The organism is Arthrobacter sp. TMS2-4, from assembly GCF_054511075.1.
Window position 1 is genome coordinate 31,490 of record NZ_JBTNDI010000003.1, and the last position, 16,084, is coordinate 47,573.

Annotated in this window: 12 protein-coding genes and 1 riboswitch; of the genes, 6 read left to right on the forward strand and 6 right to left on the reverse strand. The window is 70.4% G+C overall.

Going from position 1 to position 16,084, the window contains the following annotated elements:
* Position 1: 1 nt before the first annotated feature.
* On the reverse strand, positions 2–2,854 hold the full coding sequence (gcvP, locus tag ACX80F_RS05660; protein ID WP_459335418.1) for an aminomethyl-transferring glycine dehydrogenase: 2,853 nt from the start codon (positions 2,852–2,854) through the stop codon (positions 2–4).
* 157 nt (positions 2,855–3,011) lie between these two features.
* Positions 3,012–3,115: riboswitch (glycine riboswitch) on the reverse strand.
* Positions 3,116–3,331: 216 nt separating this feature from the next.
* Here gcvP and ACX80F_RS05665 point away from each other — a divergent pair.
* The 3 genes from ACX80F_RS05665 to ACX80F_RS05675 all read left to right on the forward strand — a co-directional run bounded on the left by ACX80F_RS05665 (position 3,332) and on the right by ACX80F_RS05675 (position 6,061).
* Positions 3,332–4,375, forward strand: a complete 1,044-nt coding sequence (locus ACX80F_RS05665; RefSeq protein WP_459335419.1) for an SGNH/GDSL hydrolase family protein — start codon at positions 3,332–3,334, stop codon at positions 4,373–4,375.
* Between the two features lie 108 nt (positions 4,376–4,483).
* Positions 4,484–5,515, forward strand: a complete 1,032-nt coding sequence (locus ACX80F_RS05670; protein ID WP_459335420.1) for an LLM class flavin-dependent oxidoreductase — start codon at positions 4,484–4,486, stop codon at positions 5,513–5,515.
* Between the two features lie 201 nt (positions 5,516–5,716).
* Entirely contained in the window at positions 5,717–6,061 is a 345-nt protein-coding gene (locus ACX80F_RS05675) for a hypothetical protein (protein WP_459335421.1), read from the forward strand.
* Here the strand turns inward: ACX80F_RS05675 and ACX80F_RS05680 are convergent.
* Together ACX80F_RS05680 and ACX80F_RS05685 are read right to left on the reverse strand one after the other, a co-directional pair.
* Positions 6,031–6,807 (reverse strand): response regulator transcription factor, encoded by a 777-nt coding sequence (locus ACX80F_RS05680; protein ID WP_459335422.1) that lies wholly within the window; start codon positions 6,805–6,807, stop codon positions 6,031–6,033. The genes ACX80F_RS05675 and ACX80F_RS05680 overlap by 31 nt on opposite strands.
* Positions 6,808–6,909: 102 nt before the next feature.
* Entirely contained in the window at positions 6,910–9,192 is a 2,283-nt protein-coding gene (locus tag ACX80F_RS05685) for a putative bifunctional diguanylate cyclase/phosphodiesterase (RefSeq protein ID WP_459335423.1), read from the reverse strand.
* A 120-nt stretch (positions 9,193–9,312) separates the two neighbouring features.
* Between ACX80F_RS05685 and ACX80F_RS05690 the strand changes: the two genes are divergently transcribed.
* Together ACX80F_RS05690 and ACX80F_RS05695 are read left to right on the forward strand one after the other, a co-directional pair.
* On the forward strand, positions 9,313–10,098 hold the full coding sequence (locus ACX80F_RS05690; RefSeq protein WP_459335424.1) for a class I SAM-dependent methyltransferase: 786 nt from the start codon (positions 9,313–9,315) through the stop codon (positions 10,096–10,098).
* A gap of 71 nt (positions 10,099–10,169) precedes the next feature.
* Entirely contained in the window at positions 10,170–10,571 is a 402-nt protein-coding gene (locus ACX80F_RS05695) for a DUF7793 family protein (RefSeq protein ID WP_459335425.1), read from the forward strand.
* A 3-nt stretch (positions 10,572–10,574) separates the two neighbouring features.
* Here ACX80F_RS05695 and ACX80F_RS05700 read toward each other — a convergent pair whose 3' ends face one another.
* Genes ACX80F_RS05700 through ACX80F_RS05710 form a run of 3 tightly spaced genes read right to left on the reverse strand, consistent with a single transcriptional unit; the run spans position 10,575 to position 14,772 of the window.
* Positions 10,575–12,014 (reverse strand): phytoene desaturase family protein, encoded by a 1,440-nt coding sequence (locus tag ACX80F_RS05700; RefSeq protein WP_459335426.1) that lies wholly within the window; start codon positions 12,012–12,014, stop codon positions 10,575–10,577.
* A 36-nt stretch (positions 12,015–12,050) separates the two neighbouring features.
* Complete coding sequence (locus ACX80F_RS05705; RefSeq protein WP_459335427.1) at positions 12,051–13,148, reverse strand: lipid II:glycine glycyltransferase FemX; 1,098 nt, start codon at positions 13,146–13,148, stop codon at positions 12,051–12,053.
* A 10-nt stretch (positions 13,149–13,158) separates the two neighbouring features.
* Positions 13,159–14,772, reverse strand: coding sequence for a glycosyltransferase family 87 protein (locus tag ACX80F_RS05710; protein WP_459335428.1), 1,614 nt, complete (start codon positions 14,770–14,772; stop codon positions 13,159–13,161).
* A 190-nt stretch (positions 14,773–14,962) separates the two neighbouring features.
* On the opposite strand from ACX80F_RS05710, the gene ACX80F_RS05715 reads away from it, so the two are divergent.
* Positions 14,963–16,048 (forward strand): inositol-3-phosphate synthase, encoded by a 1,086-nt coding sequence (locus ACX80F_RS05715; protein ID WP_459335429.1) that lies wholly within the window; start codon positions 14,963–14,965, stop codon positions 16,046–16,048.
* Positions 16,049–16,084: the final 36 nt, after the last annotated feature.

Consider the following 16,084-nt stretch of genomic DNA (forward strand, 5'->3'; position numbering starts at 1 on the left):
CCTAGTCTTCGAAAGCTTCGATGGGCGGGCAGGAGCAGATCAGATTTCGGTCGCCGTGGGCGCCGTCGATCCTGCGCACCGGCGGGAAGTACTTGTCGTGGTGCAGCGAGCGCAGCGGGTACGCGGCGAGTTCGCGCGGGTAGGCCTGCGTCCACTGGTCACCGACCAGGACGCGGGCGGTGTGGGGCGCCTGCCGGAGCGGGCTCTCCTCGATGCTGAAATCGCCGGCCGCCACCCGGTCGATCTCACCCCTGATCGCGATCATGGCGTCGACGAAGCGGTCCAGTTCGGCGAGGTCCTCGGACTCCGTCGGTTCGACCATCAGGGTCCCGGCCACGGGGAACGACAGCGTGGGTGCGTGGAACCCGTAGTCGATGAGGCGCTTGGCGACGTCCTCGGCGGTGACGCCGGTGGCGGCCGTCAGGGGCCGGAGGTCGAGGATGCACTCGTGGGCCACGAGGCCCTGCACCCCGGTGTAGAGCACGGGGAAGTGCTCGGTGAGGCGGGCCGCGACGTAGTTCGCGGCGAGCAGGGCGTGGGCGGTGGCGCTGGTGAGTCCCTCGGAACCCATGAGCGCGATGTACGCCCAGGAGATGGGCAGGACGCCGGCGGAGCCGTACATGGACCCGGAGACCGGCGCGCCGCCCTCGGTGCCCGGTGCGCCGTCGGTGGCGATGTCGCGGTTCGCGTCGCCGGGCAAAAACGGCGCGAGGTGCGCGGCGACGGCCACGGGGCCGACGCCGGGCCCGCCGCCGCCGTGGGGGATGCAGAAGGTCTTGTGCAGGTTCAGGTGGGACACGTCGCCGCCGAATTCCCCCGGCTGCGCGAGCCCCACGAGCGCGTTGAGGTTGGCGCCGTCGATGTAGACCTGGCCGCCGGCCTCGTGGACCTTCTCGCACACCCAGCGCACGTCCTCCTCGAACACCCCGTGGGTGGAGGGATAGGTGATCATGATCGCGGAGAGGTCCGCGGCGTGCTGCTCGATCTTCGCGAGGAGGTCGTCGTGGTCGATGTTGCCGTTCGCGGCCGTGCCCACCACCACCACCTTCATGCCCGCCAGCACGGCGGAGGCCGCATTGGTGCCGTGGGCCGAGGACGGGATGAGGCAGATGGTCCGGTTCTCGTCGCCGCGCGAGCGGTGGTAGCCGCGGATGGCGAGGAGACCCGCGAGTTCGCCCTGCGAGCCCGCGTTGGGCTGGAGGGACACGCGCGCGTACCCGGTGATCTCGGCGAGTCGCTCCTCGAGGTCCGTGATCAGCTCACGCCACCCCTCGGTCTGGCTCTCCGGCGCGAACGGGTGGATGGACGCGAACTCGGGCCAGGAGATCGACTCCATCTCGACGGTCGCATTGAGCTTCATGGTGCAGGAGCCCAACGGGATCATGGTGCGGTCCAGGGCGAGGTCCCGGTCCGAGAGCCGGCGGAGGTAGCGCAGCATCGCGGTCTCCGAGCGGTGCAGCGAGAACACCGGGTGCGTCATGAAGTCCGACGTGCGGCGCAGGTCCGCGGGGATGCGGTCCCCCGTGGTCTCCGCCGCAGCACCTCCGAAGACGGCGGCGACGGCGGCGACGTGCTCCGGCGTGGTCGTCTCGTCGCAGGAGATGCCGAGGTGGTCGGCGTCGATGCGGCGGAGGTTGTACCCGGCGGCCTCGGCCATGTCGGCGAACTCGGCGGCCCTGCCGGGAACCCGGATCAGGAGGGTGTCGAAGAAGGCATCGTGCACCACGGTCGCCTCGGAGTGCTCGAGGGAGGCGGCGAGGGAGGCGGCGCGGGCGTGGGCGGTGCGCGCGATGGCCTTGAGCCCCTCGGGGCCGTGGTAGACGGCGTACATCGAGGCGACGATCGCCAGCAGCGCCTGCGCGGTGCAGATGTTGCTCGTGGCCTTCTCGCGGCGGATGTGCTGCTCCCGGGTCTGCAGCGCCAGGCGGTACGCGGGGGCGCCGTCGGCGTCCTTCGAGACGCCCACGAGGCGTCCCGGCAGCATTCGTTCGAGTCCCTTGCGGACTGCCATGTAGGCGGCGTGCGGACCGCCGAAGAAGAGGGGCACCCCGAAGCGCTGTGCGGACCCGACGGCGATGTCCGCGCCCTGCTCGCCCGGTGCGGTGATGAGCGTCAGCGCCAGCAGGTCGGCGGCGACAGTGACGAGGGCTCCGCGCTCCTTCGCCGCGCCGATGACGGCCGCGTGGTCACGCAGGGCACCGGAGGCGCCAGGCTGCTGGAGGACCACGCCGTTGATGTCGCCGTCGGGCAGGCCCGCCGAGAGGTCCGCCACCTCGACGTCGAACCCGAGGGCCTCGGCGCGGCCGCGGACCACGGCGACGGTCTGCGGGAGGGCGTCGGCATCGATCACCGTGCGGCCCTTGCTCTTGCCGGAGCGGCGCATGAGGAGGACCGCCTCGGCGACGGCGGACGCCTCGTCGAGCAGGGAGGCGTTGGCGATGTCGAGGCCCGTGAGGTCCTGGACCATGGTCTGGAAATTGAGGAGGGCCTCGAGGCGGCCCTGGGAGATCTCGGGCTGGTAGGGCGTGTACGCCGTGTACCAGGCGGGCGACTCGAGGACGTTCCGGCGGATGACCGGCGGCGTCACGGTGTCGAAGTAGCCCTGTCCGATCATCTGCACGGCGGTCCGGTTCCGGCCGGCCATCCGGCGGAGCTGCGCAAGGACCTCGGTCTCGCTCAGGGCCGACGGGAGGTCCAGGGCCCGGTTCAGGCGGATACTGGCGGGGACAGCCAGGTCCACGAGCTTGTCGAGACTCGGGTAGCCGAGGATCTCGAGCATGTGCCCGGCGTCCGAGGTGCGGGGGCCGATGTGGCGGTCGGCGAAGGTCGACGCGATGTCGGGGGTGGCAGTCATGGGAACTCCGTACGTCGGATGAGGTGCGCGGGCGTGCGCGGGCCTGGTCGGGTTCCTCCCCGCTCTGTAGGGGACCTGAGAGTTTCCGCAGGGCTCCGTGCCTGCTTGCACCGTCGGTGAGCGCCGGACGCCGTCCGGGGCTGCTTTCCAGAGTTGCCTAGCCGCAGCGGTACTTTCGCCTGAGAGATTCCCGGGGAGGAATTGCTCCTACGGCGCCTGCCGGTGTGTGGGTCACCAGCAGAACTCTCCCGCTGCAGATCGATGGCGTATTCAGTTGGGTCGTGCGGTATGTGAGCCGTCCCACAGCGTACCGCGCGCGCCGGATCGGAGGCAAAGGGCGCCGTAGGCGGGACGGTACCCTACCCGTCGTCCCGCTTCCGCGGAAGAGTCGTGCGGACCGCACCGCCGGGGAACGACCGCACGGGACACCACCGGGCTAGCGTGGCGACCACAGTCTCATCCGCATCAGGAGCATCAATGACGATCCCCCGCCTCCGTTCCGCCCTCGCCTCCCTGGCCCTGCTCGCCGCCGTCGTGGTGCCTGCGTCCCCGGCCGCCGCAGCGCCCGCTTCGTACGTCGCCCTGGGCGATTCGTACTCGTCGGGCACCGGGACGCGCGCCTACCTGGTGGACGGGACGACGTGCCAGCGTTCCGTCCACGCGTTCCCCGCCCTCATCGCGAGCGCCCGGGGCTACGCCCTAGACTTCCGCGCCTGCTCCGGCGCCACCATCAGCGACGTCGCGGCCGCTCAACTGGGTGCGCTGACACCGACGACGTCGTACGTGTCCGTGAGCGTCGGCGGTAACGACGCAGCGTTCGCCGCCGTCCTGACCGAGTGCGCCAAGCCGGCGTGGATGAGCAACTGCACAGCGGCGATCGACCGCGCCCAGGCCGTCATCACCGGGCAGCTCCCCGGGCGCCTCGGCTCGCTGTACGGCCAGATCCGCGCCCGGGCGCCCCAGGCTTCCATCACCGTGGCGGGTTACCCGCGCATCTTCAACGGCGAGGACTGCAACGCGGCCACCTGGTTCTCACCCACCGAGGAGGCACGCCTCAACGCCACGGCGGACCTCCTCAACCGGACGACGGCGACGGCGGCCGCCGCCGCGGGATTCACCTTCCGGGACCCGTCCGCGGTGTTCGGCGGGCACGCGGTGTGCGACGACGTCGAGTGGCTGAACGGCCTGTCCAGCCCCGTCTCCGATTCGTACCACCCCAACCGCTCCGGTCACGCCGTCGGCTACGCGCCGCTGATCGGCCCGGCGCTGACGGGTGCCCCGGTGACCGTCACCGCGTCCACGGTGCGCGCCGCGGAACGATCCGGCCCCGCCCTGGCGCGCGACCAGCGCGCGTATGCCGCGCAGGATGCCCGGATCACCCCGGAACGCTTCGTCCTGCCCGACCTGAAGTCGCCCGCTGCACGGGCGGCCGCGGCACGGGCCGGTGTCGACCTCGCGGATCCGGCGAGCATCGCCCGGGCGGACCGCGCCGCCGAAGTCCGGCAGACCGCCGGGCGGTAGTCCGGGACCATCACAACTAGATACATATGCATGGAATAACCACCGGGTGGAGCCCGTTCCACCAGCAGGCCCAGGGCGGGCCCGGACGTCGATCACGGGAGCATCACCATGGCACGCGAACTGGAACTCGGCCTCGACACCTTCGGGGACGTCACACGCGGTGAGGACGGCAACCCCGTCCCCTACCCGCAGGTCATCCGCAACGTGATCGCCGAGGCGGTCCTCGCCGACCAGGTGGGCGTGGACTTCATCGGTCTCGGCGAGCACCACCGCGACGACTTCGCCATCTCCGCACCGGAGACCGTCCTCGCGGCGATCGCGGGGCAGACGACGCGCATCCGCCTCGGGTCGGCCGTCACCGTGCTCAGCTCCGACGACCCCGTGCGGGTCTACCAGCGTTTCGCCACGCTCGACGCCGCCTCGAACGGCCGCGCCGAGGTCATTCTCGGGCGGGGCTCCTTCACCGAGTCCTTCCCGCTGTTCGGCTACGAACTCTCCGACTACGAGCGGTTGTTCGAGGAGAAGCTGGACCTGTTCTCGGAGCTCATCACGGAGCAGCCCGTCACCTGGTCCGGCAGCACCCGCTCCGGCCTGAAGAACCACGACGTCTACCCGAAAACCGAGGGCGGCCGCCTGAAGACATGGATCGGCGTCGGCGGCAGCCCCGAATCCGTGGTGCGCGCAGCCCGGTACGGCATGCCGCTGATGCTCGCGATCATCGGTGGTGACCCTGCACGGTTCGCCCCCTACGTGGACCTGTACCACCGGGCCCTCACCCAGTTCGGCCGGCCCACGCTGCCCATCGGCGTCCACTCGCCCGGCTACATCGCCGATTCCGACGAGCAGGCGCGGGAGGAACTGTGGCCGGACAACCGGATCATGCGCGACCGCATCGGCCGGGAGCGCGGCTGGGGTCCGACGACGCGCGAGGAATTCGAGCACGAAGCCGACTTCGGTTCCCTCTACGTGGGGTCGCCCGAGACCGTCGCGCGGAAGATCGCCGCGACGGCGCAGACCCTCGGGATCGACCGCTTCGACCTCAAGTACAGCGCGGGTCCGCTGCCCCACGAGAAGCTCATGCACAGCATCGAGCTCTACGGCTCGAAGGTGATCCCGCTGGTCCGGGAACTGCTCGCGTAGGCCCGGGACGGGACGATCCGGCCTTCGCCTTTTCTTCGGTCTTCCTTCGCACTTCGGCCACGGCCTGGTTGAACGGTGGCGGTCAGAGTGGGACGCAGGAGCACTCCTCCGCGGTCTTCCCGCCGGTTCCGGTCCGTCCACCGGAGCCGGTGGGCAGCGTCGACCGGCAGCCGCTCCCGCCCAGCGACCGACAGGACCGACGTGTCACAGCTTCCCGCCCTCGACCGGCGGACACTCGCGAACCTCGGAGAGGAACTCTCCGACCCGAAGGGCGCCCTGGAGTTCCTGCAGACGTTCGTGCGCATGCTCCCCCGCCGGATCGACGCCGTCGAGGCGGCTTTCTCCGCACGGGCCGAGGAAGACGCCGTCGTCGCCCTGCTCAGCCTCAGGGCGAGTGCATCGATGGTCGGCGCGTGCCGGCTCGCGGAGGAATCCGCCACGGCCCTTGAGCTGGTCGGAGAACCGGCGGTGCACGGACCGGAGATCGCGCGGCTGCGAAGTCTCGCGACCGACTTTCAATCGGCGTCGGGCGGCATCATCCTGTAGCCGACACCGCGCACCGTCCGGATGAACCGCGGCGCCTTCGTGTCCTCGCCCAGCTTCTTCCGCAGGTTGCGGATGTGCACCTCGACGAGGTGCTGGTCGTTGACCCACCCGTCACCCCAGATGCGTGACAGCAGGGTTTCGCGCTGCCAGACCCTGCGGGGCCCCGAGACGAGCGTGGCCAGCAGGTCGAACTCGATCCGCGTCAGCGGGACCTCGACGCCGTCGAGCAGGGCGATCCGGCCCTCGGTGTCGATGCTGAGCGCTCCGTGGACCAGCATCCCCGCCACCGGCTCCGGCGTGACCGATGTCGGCGCCGGCTCCGCCGGGTCCACGCCGAGGAGCGGCTGGGAGATGTTCCGGACGGTGCTGCGCGGGCGGCGGAACATCGCATTCACACGCGCCCCGACCTCGCGGGGACTGAACGGTTTCACCACGAAGTCGTCGGCACCGATCTCGAGGCCGATGAGGCGGTCGATCTCGTCCTGCCGCGCCGTGATCATGATGACGTAGGCATCCGTCAGCGGACGGATCTGACGGCACACCTCCACGCCGTCGATGTCGGGGAGGTTCAGATCGAGCGTCACGAGGTCGGGCCTGCGCTCCCGCACGAGGGCGACACCCTGGCGCCCGTTCTCCGCCTCGATCGTGGTGAATCCGTTCATGCGGAGCGTCATGACCAGCAACTGGCGCACATCGGCGTCATCCTCGATGATGAGCGCGACACGCGCGTCGGGGTCAGAAGTCATGGCTAACACACTGCCAGATGTCGGTGCAGGGACCGAGTGCATCGGAAGCGTGCTGCGGACTTTCTGGTCGACGCCTCCTCCGGTGCGGCATGACAGCTCCCATCAACGGCTCCCGGCCACCAGGCGGGCCGCCAGCCATGGCCCGACGTCGGATCCCTTCAGCGGCATGGCCAGGTGGAATCCCTGCCCGAAATCGCATCCCCGGTCGAGCAGTTCCTCCCGGGTCTGCTCGCCGTTGACGCCCTCGGCGACCACCCGCAGGTCCAGGCTGTGTGCCAGGTCGATGATCGAACCGACGAGCGCGCCCGCCCGCGCGTCGCCTCCCATGGCCGTGATGAAGGAGCGGTCGAGCTTCAGTTCGTCGACGGGAAGGTCCCGGAGGTACGCCAGGGAGCTGTACCCGGTGCCGAAGTCGTCGATCGCGATCTGCACGCCCGCCGCCCGGAGCTGCGCGAGGATCCCGGCGGTCCCGGTCGGCGTGGACATCAGGACGTCCTCGGTGATCTCGAGCATGAGGCAGGACGCCGGCACGTCGTGCTGCTCGAGCAGGCCCTTGATCTCGTGCGGGAGACACGGCAGGATGCAGGAGCCCGACATGTTCACGGCCACGACGACGTCCAGTCCCTCCGCGCGCCAGCGGGAGACGCGCCGGACGGCCCGGCGGAGGACGAGCGAGGACAGCTGCGGCATCAGGCCCGCCTCCTCCGCGAGCGGCAGGAACGCGCTCGGAGGCAGCTGCCCGCGGGTGGGGTGGTTCCAGCGCACGAGGGCCTCGACACCGGTCATCTCGTGGTCGACCAGGCGGAGCTTCGGCTGGTAGTGGAGCTCGAACTGGTCCTCCGCGAGCGCTGTACGGATCTCCTGGACGGTCCTCAGCCGCAGTTCGCCGTCGTCATCGTCCGTGGTGTCGTACACGTGGAAACCGGTGCGCTGTGCCTTCGCCCGGAACATGGCGATGTCGGCCTTGCGCATGAGCAGGCTGATATCGGTACCGTGCCGGGGTGTCAGGGCGATACCGATGCTCGCGCTCACCTGCAGGACGGCGGTGTCGACCTCCACGGGGACGGAGAGTTCCGTTCCCAGCCGTTGCGCAGCGGTCACGGCCTCGTCCTCCGTCACGTCGGCGAGGAAGACGGCGAACTCGTCGCCACCGAGGCGCGCCAGCAGGTCGCCCGGGCGCACCTGCCGTCGGAAGCGACGGCCGACCTGCACGAGCAGCGCGTCTCCGACGTCGTGTCCGAGGGCGTCGTTGACGTGCTTGAAGCGGTCGAGGTCGATGATGAAGAGCGCACCGGTACTCCCACCGGCCAGCCGGTCGGGAACATCGGTCAGGAGCGCGCGGCGGTTCGGCAGTGCCGTGAGCTCATCGGTCCGTGCCAGGGCCACGAGCATCCGGTTCCGGAAGGCGAGAGGCACGGACGCCAGCCCCAGCGAGGCGGCCGCGAAGACGACGGCGAGCAGCGGGATGTCGAGCTGGGAGCCGATCACGAGCACGGCGAGTGCGGATGCCGTGGACACCAGGGGCGCCGCGAGCTCGGGGACGCCGCGGCTCCGGCGTCCCTGTCCGGATCCCGCCGCACCGTCGACCCAGGCTGCCACGGCGACCACTCCGGCCACCCAGCCGGCGTCGATGATCGATCCGGCGCTGTAGTCCTCGACGCCGAGCGCATAGGCGACATCGGCGGCGGAGAAGAGGATCATTCCGGCGATCAGGACCGGCCAGCGCGGCCCGATGTCGAGGCCCTTCGACGCCAGGACCCCGCCGACGGCCGTGACCACCAGCAGGTCCAGGAGCGGGTACGCGACCGTGATGGCCACCTCGAGGACCGTGCCCCCGGTGGTGCCGGTCCGCAGGACCGGTGCCAGCAGGAGAGCCATGAGCGAGGCGGCCGCGAGCGCTCCGACGAGGCTGTCCAGGAGGACCGGCCACATCAGGCCGCGCAGTTTCCGCACGAGCACCACCGCGAGGGCTCCGAGCATCAACGGATAGAACGCGAGGTACGGGATGTCCGCGAGGGAGGTGTACCCGAGCGAGTCGGCCCCCTCGAGGGAGATGAGGTAGTAGGCGTCGCCGGCGGTGTAGGCGATGACGGCCCCGGTACCGAGCAGGACCTGCGGTTCGGAGCAGCGGGTCCGCACGACGGCACTGAGACACAGGGCGACGGCGGCGAGTTCGGTCAGGATGCACAGCCACCCGTCGGAGAACGGGTCGAACGTCTCCGGGTCCTCCACCAGGAGGCCTCCCGTATAGACGGTGAGCAGGACCACCATCACGGCGGTCAGGACCCGGGTGGTGCCCCACAGCTCGGCCCGGCCCGCGTCCGCGTCGAGGGGCGTGTTCCGCCGCATCGAGTCCTCGTCCTTCCTCCTGGCCATGGCGTTCATGGCAAGGGCCAGCATAGGCAGGCGGCCGCGACGGGTCGGACGATTGGGCGTGCCTTCGCCCCATCCTGTGGAAATCCTTGGTTGGCCCTGGTGTGGACGGACGATCTGTACCCTCGACGTATGCTGCGAATCATCCGTCAACTCCTGATGGTGCCCGAGGTCGCGTTCCTGGCGCGGAACACTCCCCGGGACCCGACGAGGGCGTGGGAAGGGTACTGGAGCGGGGTCCGGGCGACCGGCACGCAGGGCGAGGTGCTCTGGGACACGGACATCGGCCCGGAAGCGGAGCAGTACGTGCACGCCATGGAGGCGTCCATGGACTTCACCCTCCCCGTCCTCGACGTCGGATGCGGGAACGGTCGGTGGACGCGCTGGCTCGCGTCCCGGTTCCCTGCCGCCGTCGGCGTGGATGTCGCCGAGAGCGCCGTGCAGCGGGCCCGACAGGAGACCGGCGATGAGCCTGCGGTCTCCTTCCGGACGCTCGATCTGACCGACCCCGACACCGGGCACCTCCTGCACGAGGAATACGGGGACATGAACGTGTTCGTCCGTGGCGTGTTCCACGTCCTGCGGGACCGGCAGCGTGAACAACTGGGGCGGACCCTGCACTCCGTGGTCGGTCGGCGCGGGCGCCTCCTGCTGACGGAGACGAACTATCGCGGGAACCCGCTCTCCTACATGCAGAGCCTGGGCGCCGCCCCGGGCAGGATCCCGCCTCCCCTGCGCAAGGCCATCGGCGGCATCCCGGTACCCGGCCGGTTCGGCGCGGACGAGCGACGCGCGGCGTTCCCCGAAGCGGCCTGGCAGGTGGTGGCCGACGGACCGGTGACCATCGAGACCGTACCGATGGGCGGCGACGGGACCACCGGCATCCCCGGATACTTCGCTACGATGGGGGCTCGCTGATCCTCGGTCTCACGGGGGAACCCAGGGCCGACCGGCCCGGAAGGCATCAGCGGTCTGCCCAGGAGGTCTCCGTGCCCGTACGACGTATCGACGGCGGCAAAGCCGGCCTCGAACTCCTGCCGAACGGCATCCTCCACCTGGAGTGGGATCAGGACTCCACCATCACCGCCGCCGACGCCGAGTCCGCCATGCGGGCGGTCGACTCCCTGTCCGAGGCGGCGGGCCACCCCATGCTGGTGGACATGGAGACCACGCGAACGGTGACGCGCGAGGCGCGGGCGATCTTCGCCATCCCCTGCGCGGCGTCGCGGATCGCCCTCCTGGGCTCCTCTCCCGTCGACAGGATGCTCGCCAATTTCTTCCTCGGCGTGAACTCCCCGCCCTGTCCCACGCGGTTCTTCACCTCGCGCCATCTGGCGGTCGCCTGGTTGCAGACCGGGGAGGGCGAGCTCGAGCGCCCGGAGAGCGCCTGAGCGTCACAGCCCGAGAGCCGGCACGCCCAATCCGAACTCACGCCGCAGCGCCAGCTTCGCCGCGTTGAGTCCGGCCATCCCGTGCACGCCGGGCCCGGGCGGCGTGGACTGCGAGCAGAGGTAGACCCCCTTGATCGGGGTCGCCCACGGCTGGAGGGACGGCACGGGCCGCGCGACGATCTGGCGGAGGTTCACCGCACCGCTGCTGAAGTCGCCGCCCACATAGTTGGCGTTGTAGATCTCGAGCTCGCTCGCCGTCGTCGTGTGGCTCTGCACGACGACGTCGCGGAAGCCGGGAGCGAACCGCTCGATCTGCGCGGTCACCGCCTCCGCCATGTCCCGCGTGGAACCCCGCGGCACGTGGCAGTAGGTCCAGAGCGTGTGCCGACCCGCGGGGGCGCGGGTCGGATCGAACGACGACGGCTGGGACAGCAGCACGTACGGGCTGTCGGGGTGGACGCCGCGGTTGACCTGCTTCTCCCCGGCGGCGATCTCCTCCCTCGTCCCGCCCAGATGGGCGGTTCCGGCGCGGTGGAGCTCCGGATGGGTCCAGGGAACCGGTCCCGACAGGATGAAATCCACCTTGCAGGCGGCATTGCCGTAGGTGAAGGCCTTCAGGGCCGTTTCGTAGCCGGCCGGGAGGCGCCCCCGGGACATGGCCTGGAAGGCCCTGGGGGCGACGTCGAGCAGCACCACCCGCGCGTCCGACACCTCCGCGAGGGTCCTGACCCTGCTGTCCGTGACGATCTCTCCGCCGTGCTGCCGCACGTCGAGCGCCAGGGCGTCCGCGATGGACTGCGATCCGCCGACCGGGATGGGCCACCCCACGGTGTGCGCCAGGAGGTTCAGCACCAGTCCTGCCCCGGCCCCGGTCAGCGAGGGCAAGGTGCCCACCGGGTGCGCCATGACGCCCGTGACGAGGGCCTTCGCCTCGTCGGTGCTGAAGCGCCGGTTCCACCACGGCAGGCCCTGCCCGAGGACTGCGAGGCCGAACCGTGCGGCCGCCTCCGGCTTCTTCGGGACGCGGACCACGTGGTTGAGGGTGAACGCGAGGATGTCCTGCTCGCGCTCGCTGAGCGGCCGCAGGAGGCGCCGGTATGCCTCCCCGTCCACACCGAGTCCCTCGACGGTCCTCGAGAGACTGCGGTGGGCGACGCCGGCCCGCCCGTCGTCGAGCGGGTGGGCGAAGGAGACCTCGGGGACCGCGAACCCGATGCGGCGGCTCAGTTCGAAGGCCCGGAAGAACGGCGATGCGAGGGCCATCGGGTGGACGGCCGAGCAGAAGTCGTGGAGGTGGTCCTGCTGGATGAGCTCCAGCGACCGGGACCCGCCACCGATGGTCGGCGCGGCCTCGTGGATCCGGACCGACAGGCCCGCGCGCGCCATGACCACGGCGGCCGCGAGTCCGTTGGGACCGGCGCCGACCACCTCGACATCAACCATGGCTTCCTTTCTCCGGGCGGGGTCGGTCCCCGCCCGTCAGGCTTCCGTACTCGTCCTGCCGGGCCGCCCGAGCGGGCCCGCCACGCGCCGGAGGCGCCCGGCGGCCCGCCGCGCGGCCCCCGGTCCCTTCCGCCGGGCAGCCAGCAGCGAGGCCACCACGGCATAGCGCCGAGCATCGAGCGGAACGTCGTAGGTGGTCGGCACCACCACCACGTTCTTCGAGAAGTTCCGCTTGAACGTCGTGACGTTCGCCAGCGAGGGGTAGTTCTCGCTCTCGATGCCCGTCAGGCCGCACGCGGTGTTCCCTGCAGCCTTGAGTGTCGTGAACGCCTCCCACAGGAGCAGGTAGGGGGCGAAGGTCCTGCGTGCCGCCTCCGTGCTGCCGGCGAAGTAGTACACGGCGTAGCCGCGGTACTCGGTGGTGATCAGCCAGCTCAGGGCCTGCCCGTCGGAGTAGGCGACGAGGAGGCGGAGGCGGTCGCCGAGGATGGTCAGCAGGGTCTCGTAGTAGGACGAGTCGAAGGACTGGAAGCCGTCGCGTTCCGCGGTCTCCCGCATGATCGGGTACAGCTCCTGCGCGAAGACCCGCTTCCATTCCTCCCGACGAATATGGCGGACCTCGATACCGTTGCGCCGGGCCCGGCGGATGCTGTTGCGGGCGTTCGGCCGGAAGGTCTTCAGGAGGTCCGTCTCGGACGGCGTGAGGTCGACGACGATCTCACGCTCGTACCAGCCGTGCTCGATGGGACCGGTAGCGGGCGCCTGCAGGGTGGCGACCTGCAGGCGGACGTAGAGCGGGTCGACCGCCGGGTGGTCGCGGAACTGCCGGCGCACCGTCTCCATCAGCAGGCGTTCCGCTGCGGGTGTGCGCTCCGTGAACCAGACCGGTCCGTTGACCACGACGACGGATTCCCGGAAGCGGCGCACCACGTGCACGTAACTGGCGGTCGCGACGAGCGTCCCCGTCGCGTCCCGGTAGGCCCAGATGCCCAGCGGAGTGCGCCCGAGGGCCCGCTCGAAGTCAATCCAGTCGGGGGTCTGCTCGAGTGGTATCGGCACCGCGGGATGCGCGTCGGCGAGGGCGTCGAAAGCCTGCCGGTCGAGCGGGGTGTGGGTCAGGAGTGCTGCGGTCACTGGGGGTCTCTCACTGGGGGTCCTGCACTGGTCGATGATCGGGCGCGCTGCGGGTCCGGAGGCCCGCCGGTCCAGGCCCTCCACCACCGGCCGACGGGCGACGGGGCGCGTCCGCGCGGTCCTGCAAGCCTAGCGGAGCGGCGCCCGGCGGGCCTCCGCCGCCCGGGGTGCCCCCTGACGCCCGGCGCAGGGGCCCGAGCCCACGGGCGCCCAGCACGAATCGGTCCTGCGTCCGGTCGAACGGCCCGCCCTGCGGGTCGTCCATGCCGCCACGCCGCACCACGTCGTCGCGCGGTGCGAGGATCTCGACGACGACCACGCCCAAGACGTATGCAGTTGCAAGCATATGAGCGAGGACCGCCCAGGAGTAGGTGCCGAGTCCCAGGTTGTTCGCGGCAGCACCCCCGCTCGTCGTGCCCCCAAGGTACAGCCAGACCGCAGCCCAGTGGAGGACCTCCGCGAGCTGCCAGACGAACACCACGCGCCACTGCGGGACGGCGAGCGCCACGAGCGGCACGAGCCAGAGGGCGTATTGCGGTGAGTACACCTTGTTGCAGAGGACGAATGCGCCCACGATGAGCAGGGCCAGTTGCGCCAGCCGCGGCCGGCGTTGCGCCCGCAGGGCGAGGAGCGCGATGCCCGCGCAGGCGAGCACGAACAGGACGGCGGCGCCCGCGTTGATGGCGCCCGGCGTGAGGGGGGCAGCGCCTGCCTGGCGCGCGATCGCGTTGTAGACGTACCACCCGGAGGAGAATCCGGCGTCGCGGGTCTCCGAGAAGGTGAGGAAGTAGGCCCAGCCCTGCGGATCGCGCAGGAGGAAGGGCAGGTTCACGGCGAGCCAGGCCGCGAGCGTTCCGGCCAGGGCACCGAGGAAGGGCCGGTACCGTCCCGTCCGGATCGCCAGGACCAGTACCGCCCCGAGCAGCAGGACCGGGTAGAGCTTCACCGCGGTGCCGAGCCCCCAGAGGATCCCGGCCAGGACCGGGCGGTCGCGGGCGAAGGCCAGCATCCCCGAGGTCGCGAGCAGCACGGCCCAGAGATCCCAGTTGATGGTGCCGGCCAGCACGATGACGGGCGCCGTGGCCACGATGGCCGCGTCCCAGGGGCGCCGGCCGGCGAGGTGGAGGGTCGCCAGCACGGTCAGGATCCACACCCCGGCGAGGAGCACCGCGTTGACGTCGAAATAGAGGAGGGAAGCCGCCGCGGCGTCCGCTCCGCCCGCCATCACGTCCACGAGCACCGCGGTCCCGGAGGCGAGCAGTCCGAGCAGCACCGGGTATTCGAAGAGCGCACCGGGGGTGATGAACGGCAGGACGCCGTCGCCGAAACCCCGGCTCTGGTAGAGCTCGGCCCAGTCGGAGTAGCAGGCGCGGTAGAAGTGGTCCGGTGAGGTCCATCCCTGGATCCGGCACGGGTTCTTGGCCACGACGCCCAGGACGGCCGAGCAGACCGTCATCAGGATGAGCACCCGCTGCACCGTGAACCAGCCGGGCGGGATCCGCCCGGGATCGGCGCGCCTCCCGAGCGGGCCCCCGACGCCCTCGACCAGGGGCCGCAGTGCCGGGTCGGACCGGCTCGGGACGCTGATGCGCTGGGGGCCGCGCCGGCCCGTGCCCGAGGTCATCCCCCGAGCCTAACCGCCGCCGGCCCGCGGACGGGCGGTGTTCAGGGCGCGCGACCGGGGCTGCCGGCCCGATCGAGGAATGGGGCGGCATCCGTCCGCGTTGGAAACTGAACGTACACTGGCATTCCATGCCAACCGCGTCCGGGGCGATGACGGCCGGGGCATATTCATCAGGCTTTCGAGGAGAACCGTGGGACAGAACCCCATTCGCGTGGCAATTATTGGAGTCGGCAACTGTGCCGCGTCGCTGGTCCAGGGCGTGCACTACTACCGCGACGCGGATGCGGCGGGGGCCATTCCCGGCCTGATGCACGTCGAGTTCGGCAAGTACCACGTGGGCGACGTGCAGTTCGTGGCGGCGTTCGACGTCGACGGCAAGAAGGTGGGCCACGACCTCGCGGAAGCGATCGGCGCCAGTGAGAACAACACGATCAAGATCGCCGACGTGCCGCCGACCGGCGTCATCGTCCAGCGCGGGCACACCCTGGACGGCCTCGGCAAGTACTACCGCGAGACCATCGTCGAGTCGGACGAGGAGCCGGTCGACATCGTCGCCCAGCTCAAGGCCGCCAAGGCGGACGTCCTGGTCTGCTACCTGCCCGTCGGCTCTGAGCACGCCGCGAAGTACTACGCACAGTGCGCCATCGATGCCGGCGTCGCGTTCGTCAACGCCCTCCCCGTGTTCATCGCCGGCACCAAGGAATGGGCGGACAAGTTCACCGAGGCCGGCGTCCCGATCATCGGCGACGACATCAAGAGCCAGATCGGCGCCACGATCACCCACCGCGTCATGGCGAAACTGTTCGAGGACCGCGGCGTCACGCTGGACCGCACCTACCAGCTGAACGTCGGCGGCAACATGGACTTCAAGAACATGCTCGAGCGCGACCGCCTCGAGTCGAAGAAGATCTCCAAGACGCAGGCCGTGACCTCCAACGTCAAGGCCGAACTGCGGGCCAATGACGTCCACATCGGTCCGTCGGACTACGTCGCCTGGCTCGACGACCGCAAGTGGGCCTTCGTGCGCCTCGAGGGCCGCAACTTCGGCGACGCCCCCGTGTCGCTCGAGTACAAGCTGGAGGTCTGGGACTCGCCGAACTCGGCGGGTGTCATCATCGACGCCATCCGCGCGGCGAAGATCGCCCTGGACCGCGGGATCGGCGGACCGATCCTCTCTGCGTCGAGCTACTTCATGAAGTCACCGCCGGAGCAGTACGCCGACGACATCGCCCACGAGAAGGTGGAGGCCTTCATCCGCGGCGACATCGAGCGCTAGCCGGCAGCACGCCTGCACGGGAGGCCGGGACGGATC

Bases quoted from the DNA above. Each gene is read 5' to 3' on its own strand.
- ACX80F_RS05690 (WP_459335424.1), top strand. From the start codon at position 9,313: ATGCTGCGAATCATCCGTCAACTCCTGATGGTGCCCGAGGTCGCGTTC.
- ACX80F_RS05685 (WP_459335423.1), bottom strand. From the start codon at position 9,192: ATGAACGCCATGGCCAGGAGGAAGGACGAGGACTCGATGCGGCGGAAC.
- gcvP (WP_459335418.1), bottom strand. From the start codon at position 2,854: ATGACTGCCACCCCCGACATCGCGTCGACCTTCGCCGACCGCCACATC.
- ACX80F_RS05700 (WP_459335426.1), bottom strand. From the start codon at position 12,014: ATGGTTGATGTCGAGGTGGTCGGCGCCGGTCCCAACGGACTCGCGGCC.
- ACX80F_RS05710 (WP_459335428.1), bottom strand. From the start codon at position 14,772: ATGACCTCGGGCACGGGCCGGCGCGGCCCCCAGCGCATCAGCGTCCCG.
- ACX80F_RS05665 (WP_459335419.1), top strand. From the start codon at position 3,332: ATGACGATCCCCCGCCTCCGTTCCGCCCTCGCCTCCCTGGCCCTGCTC.
- ACX80F_RS05670 (WP_459335420.1), top strand. From the start codon at position 4,484: ATGGCACGCGAACTGGAACTCGGCCTCGACACCTTCGGGGACGTCACA.
- ACX80F_RS05680 (WP_459335422.1), bottom strand. From the start codon at position 6,807: ATGACTTCTGACCCCGACGCGCGTGTCGCGCTCATCATCGAGGATGAC.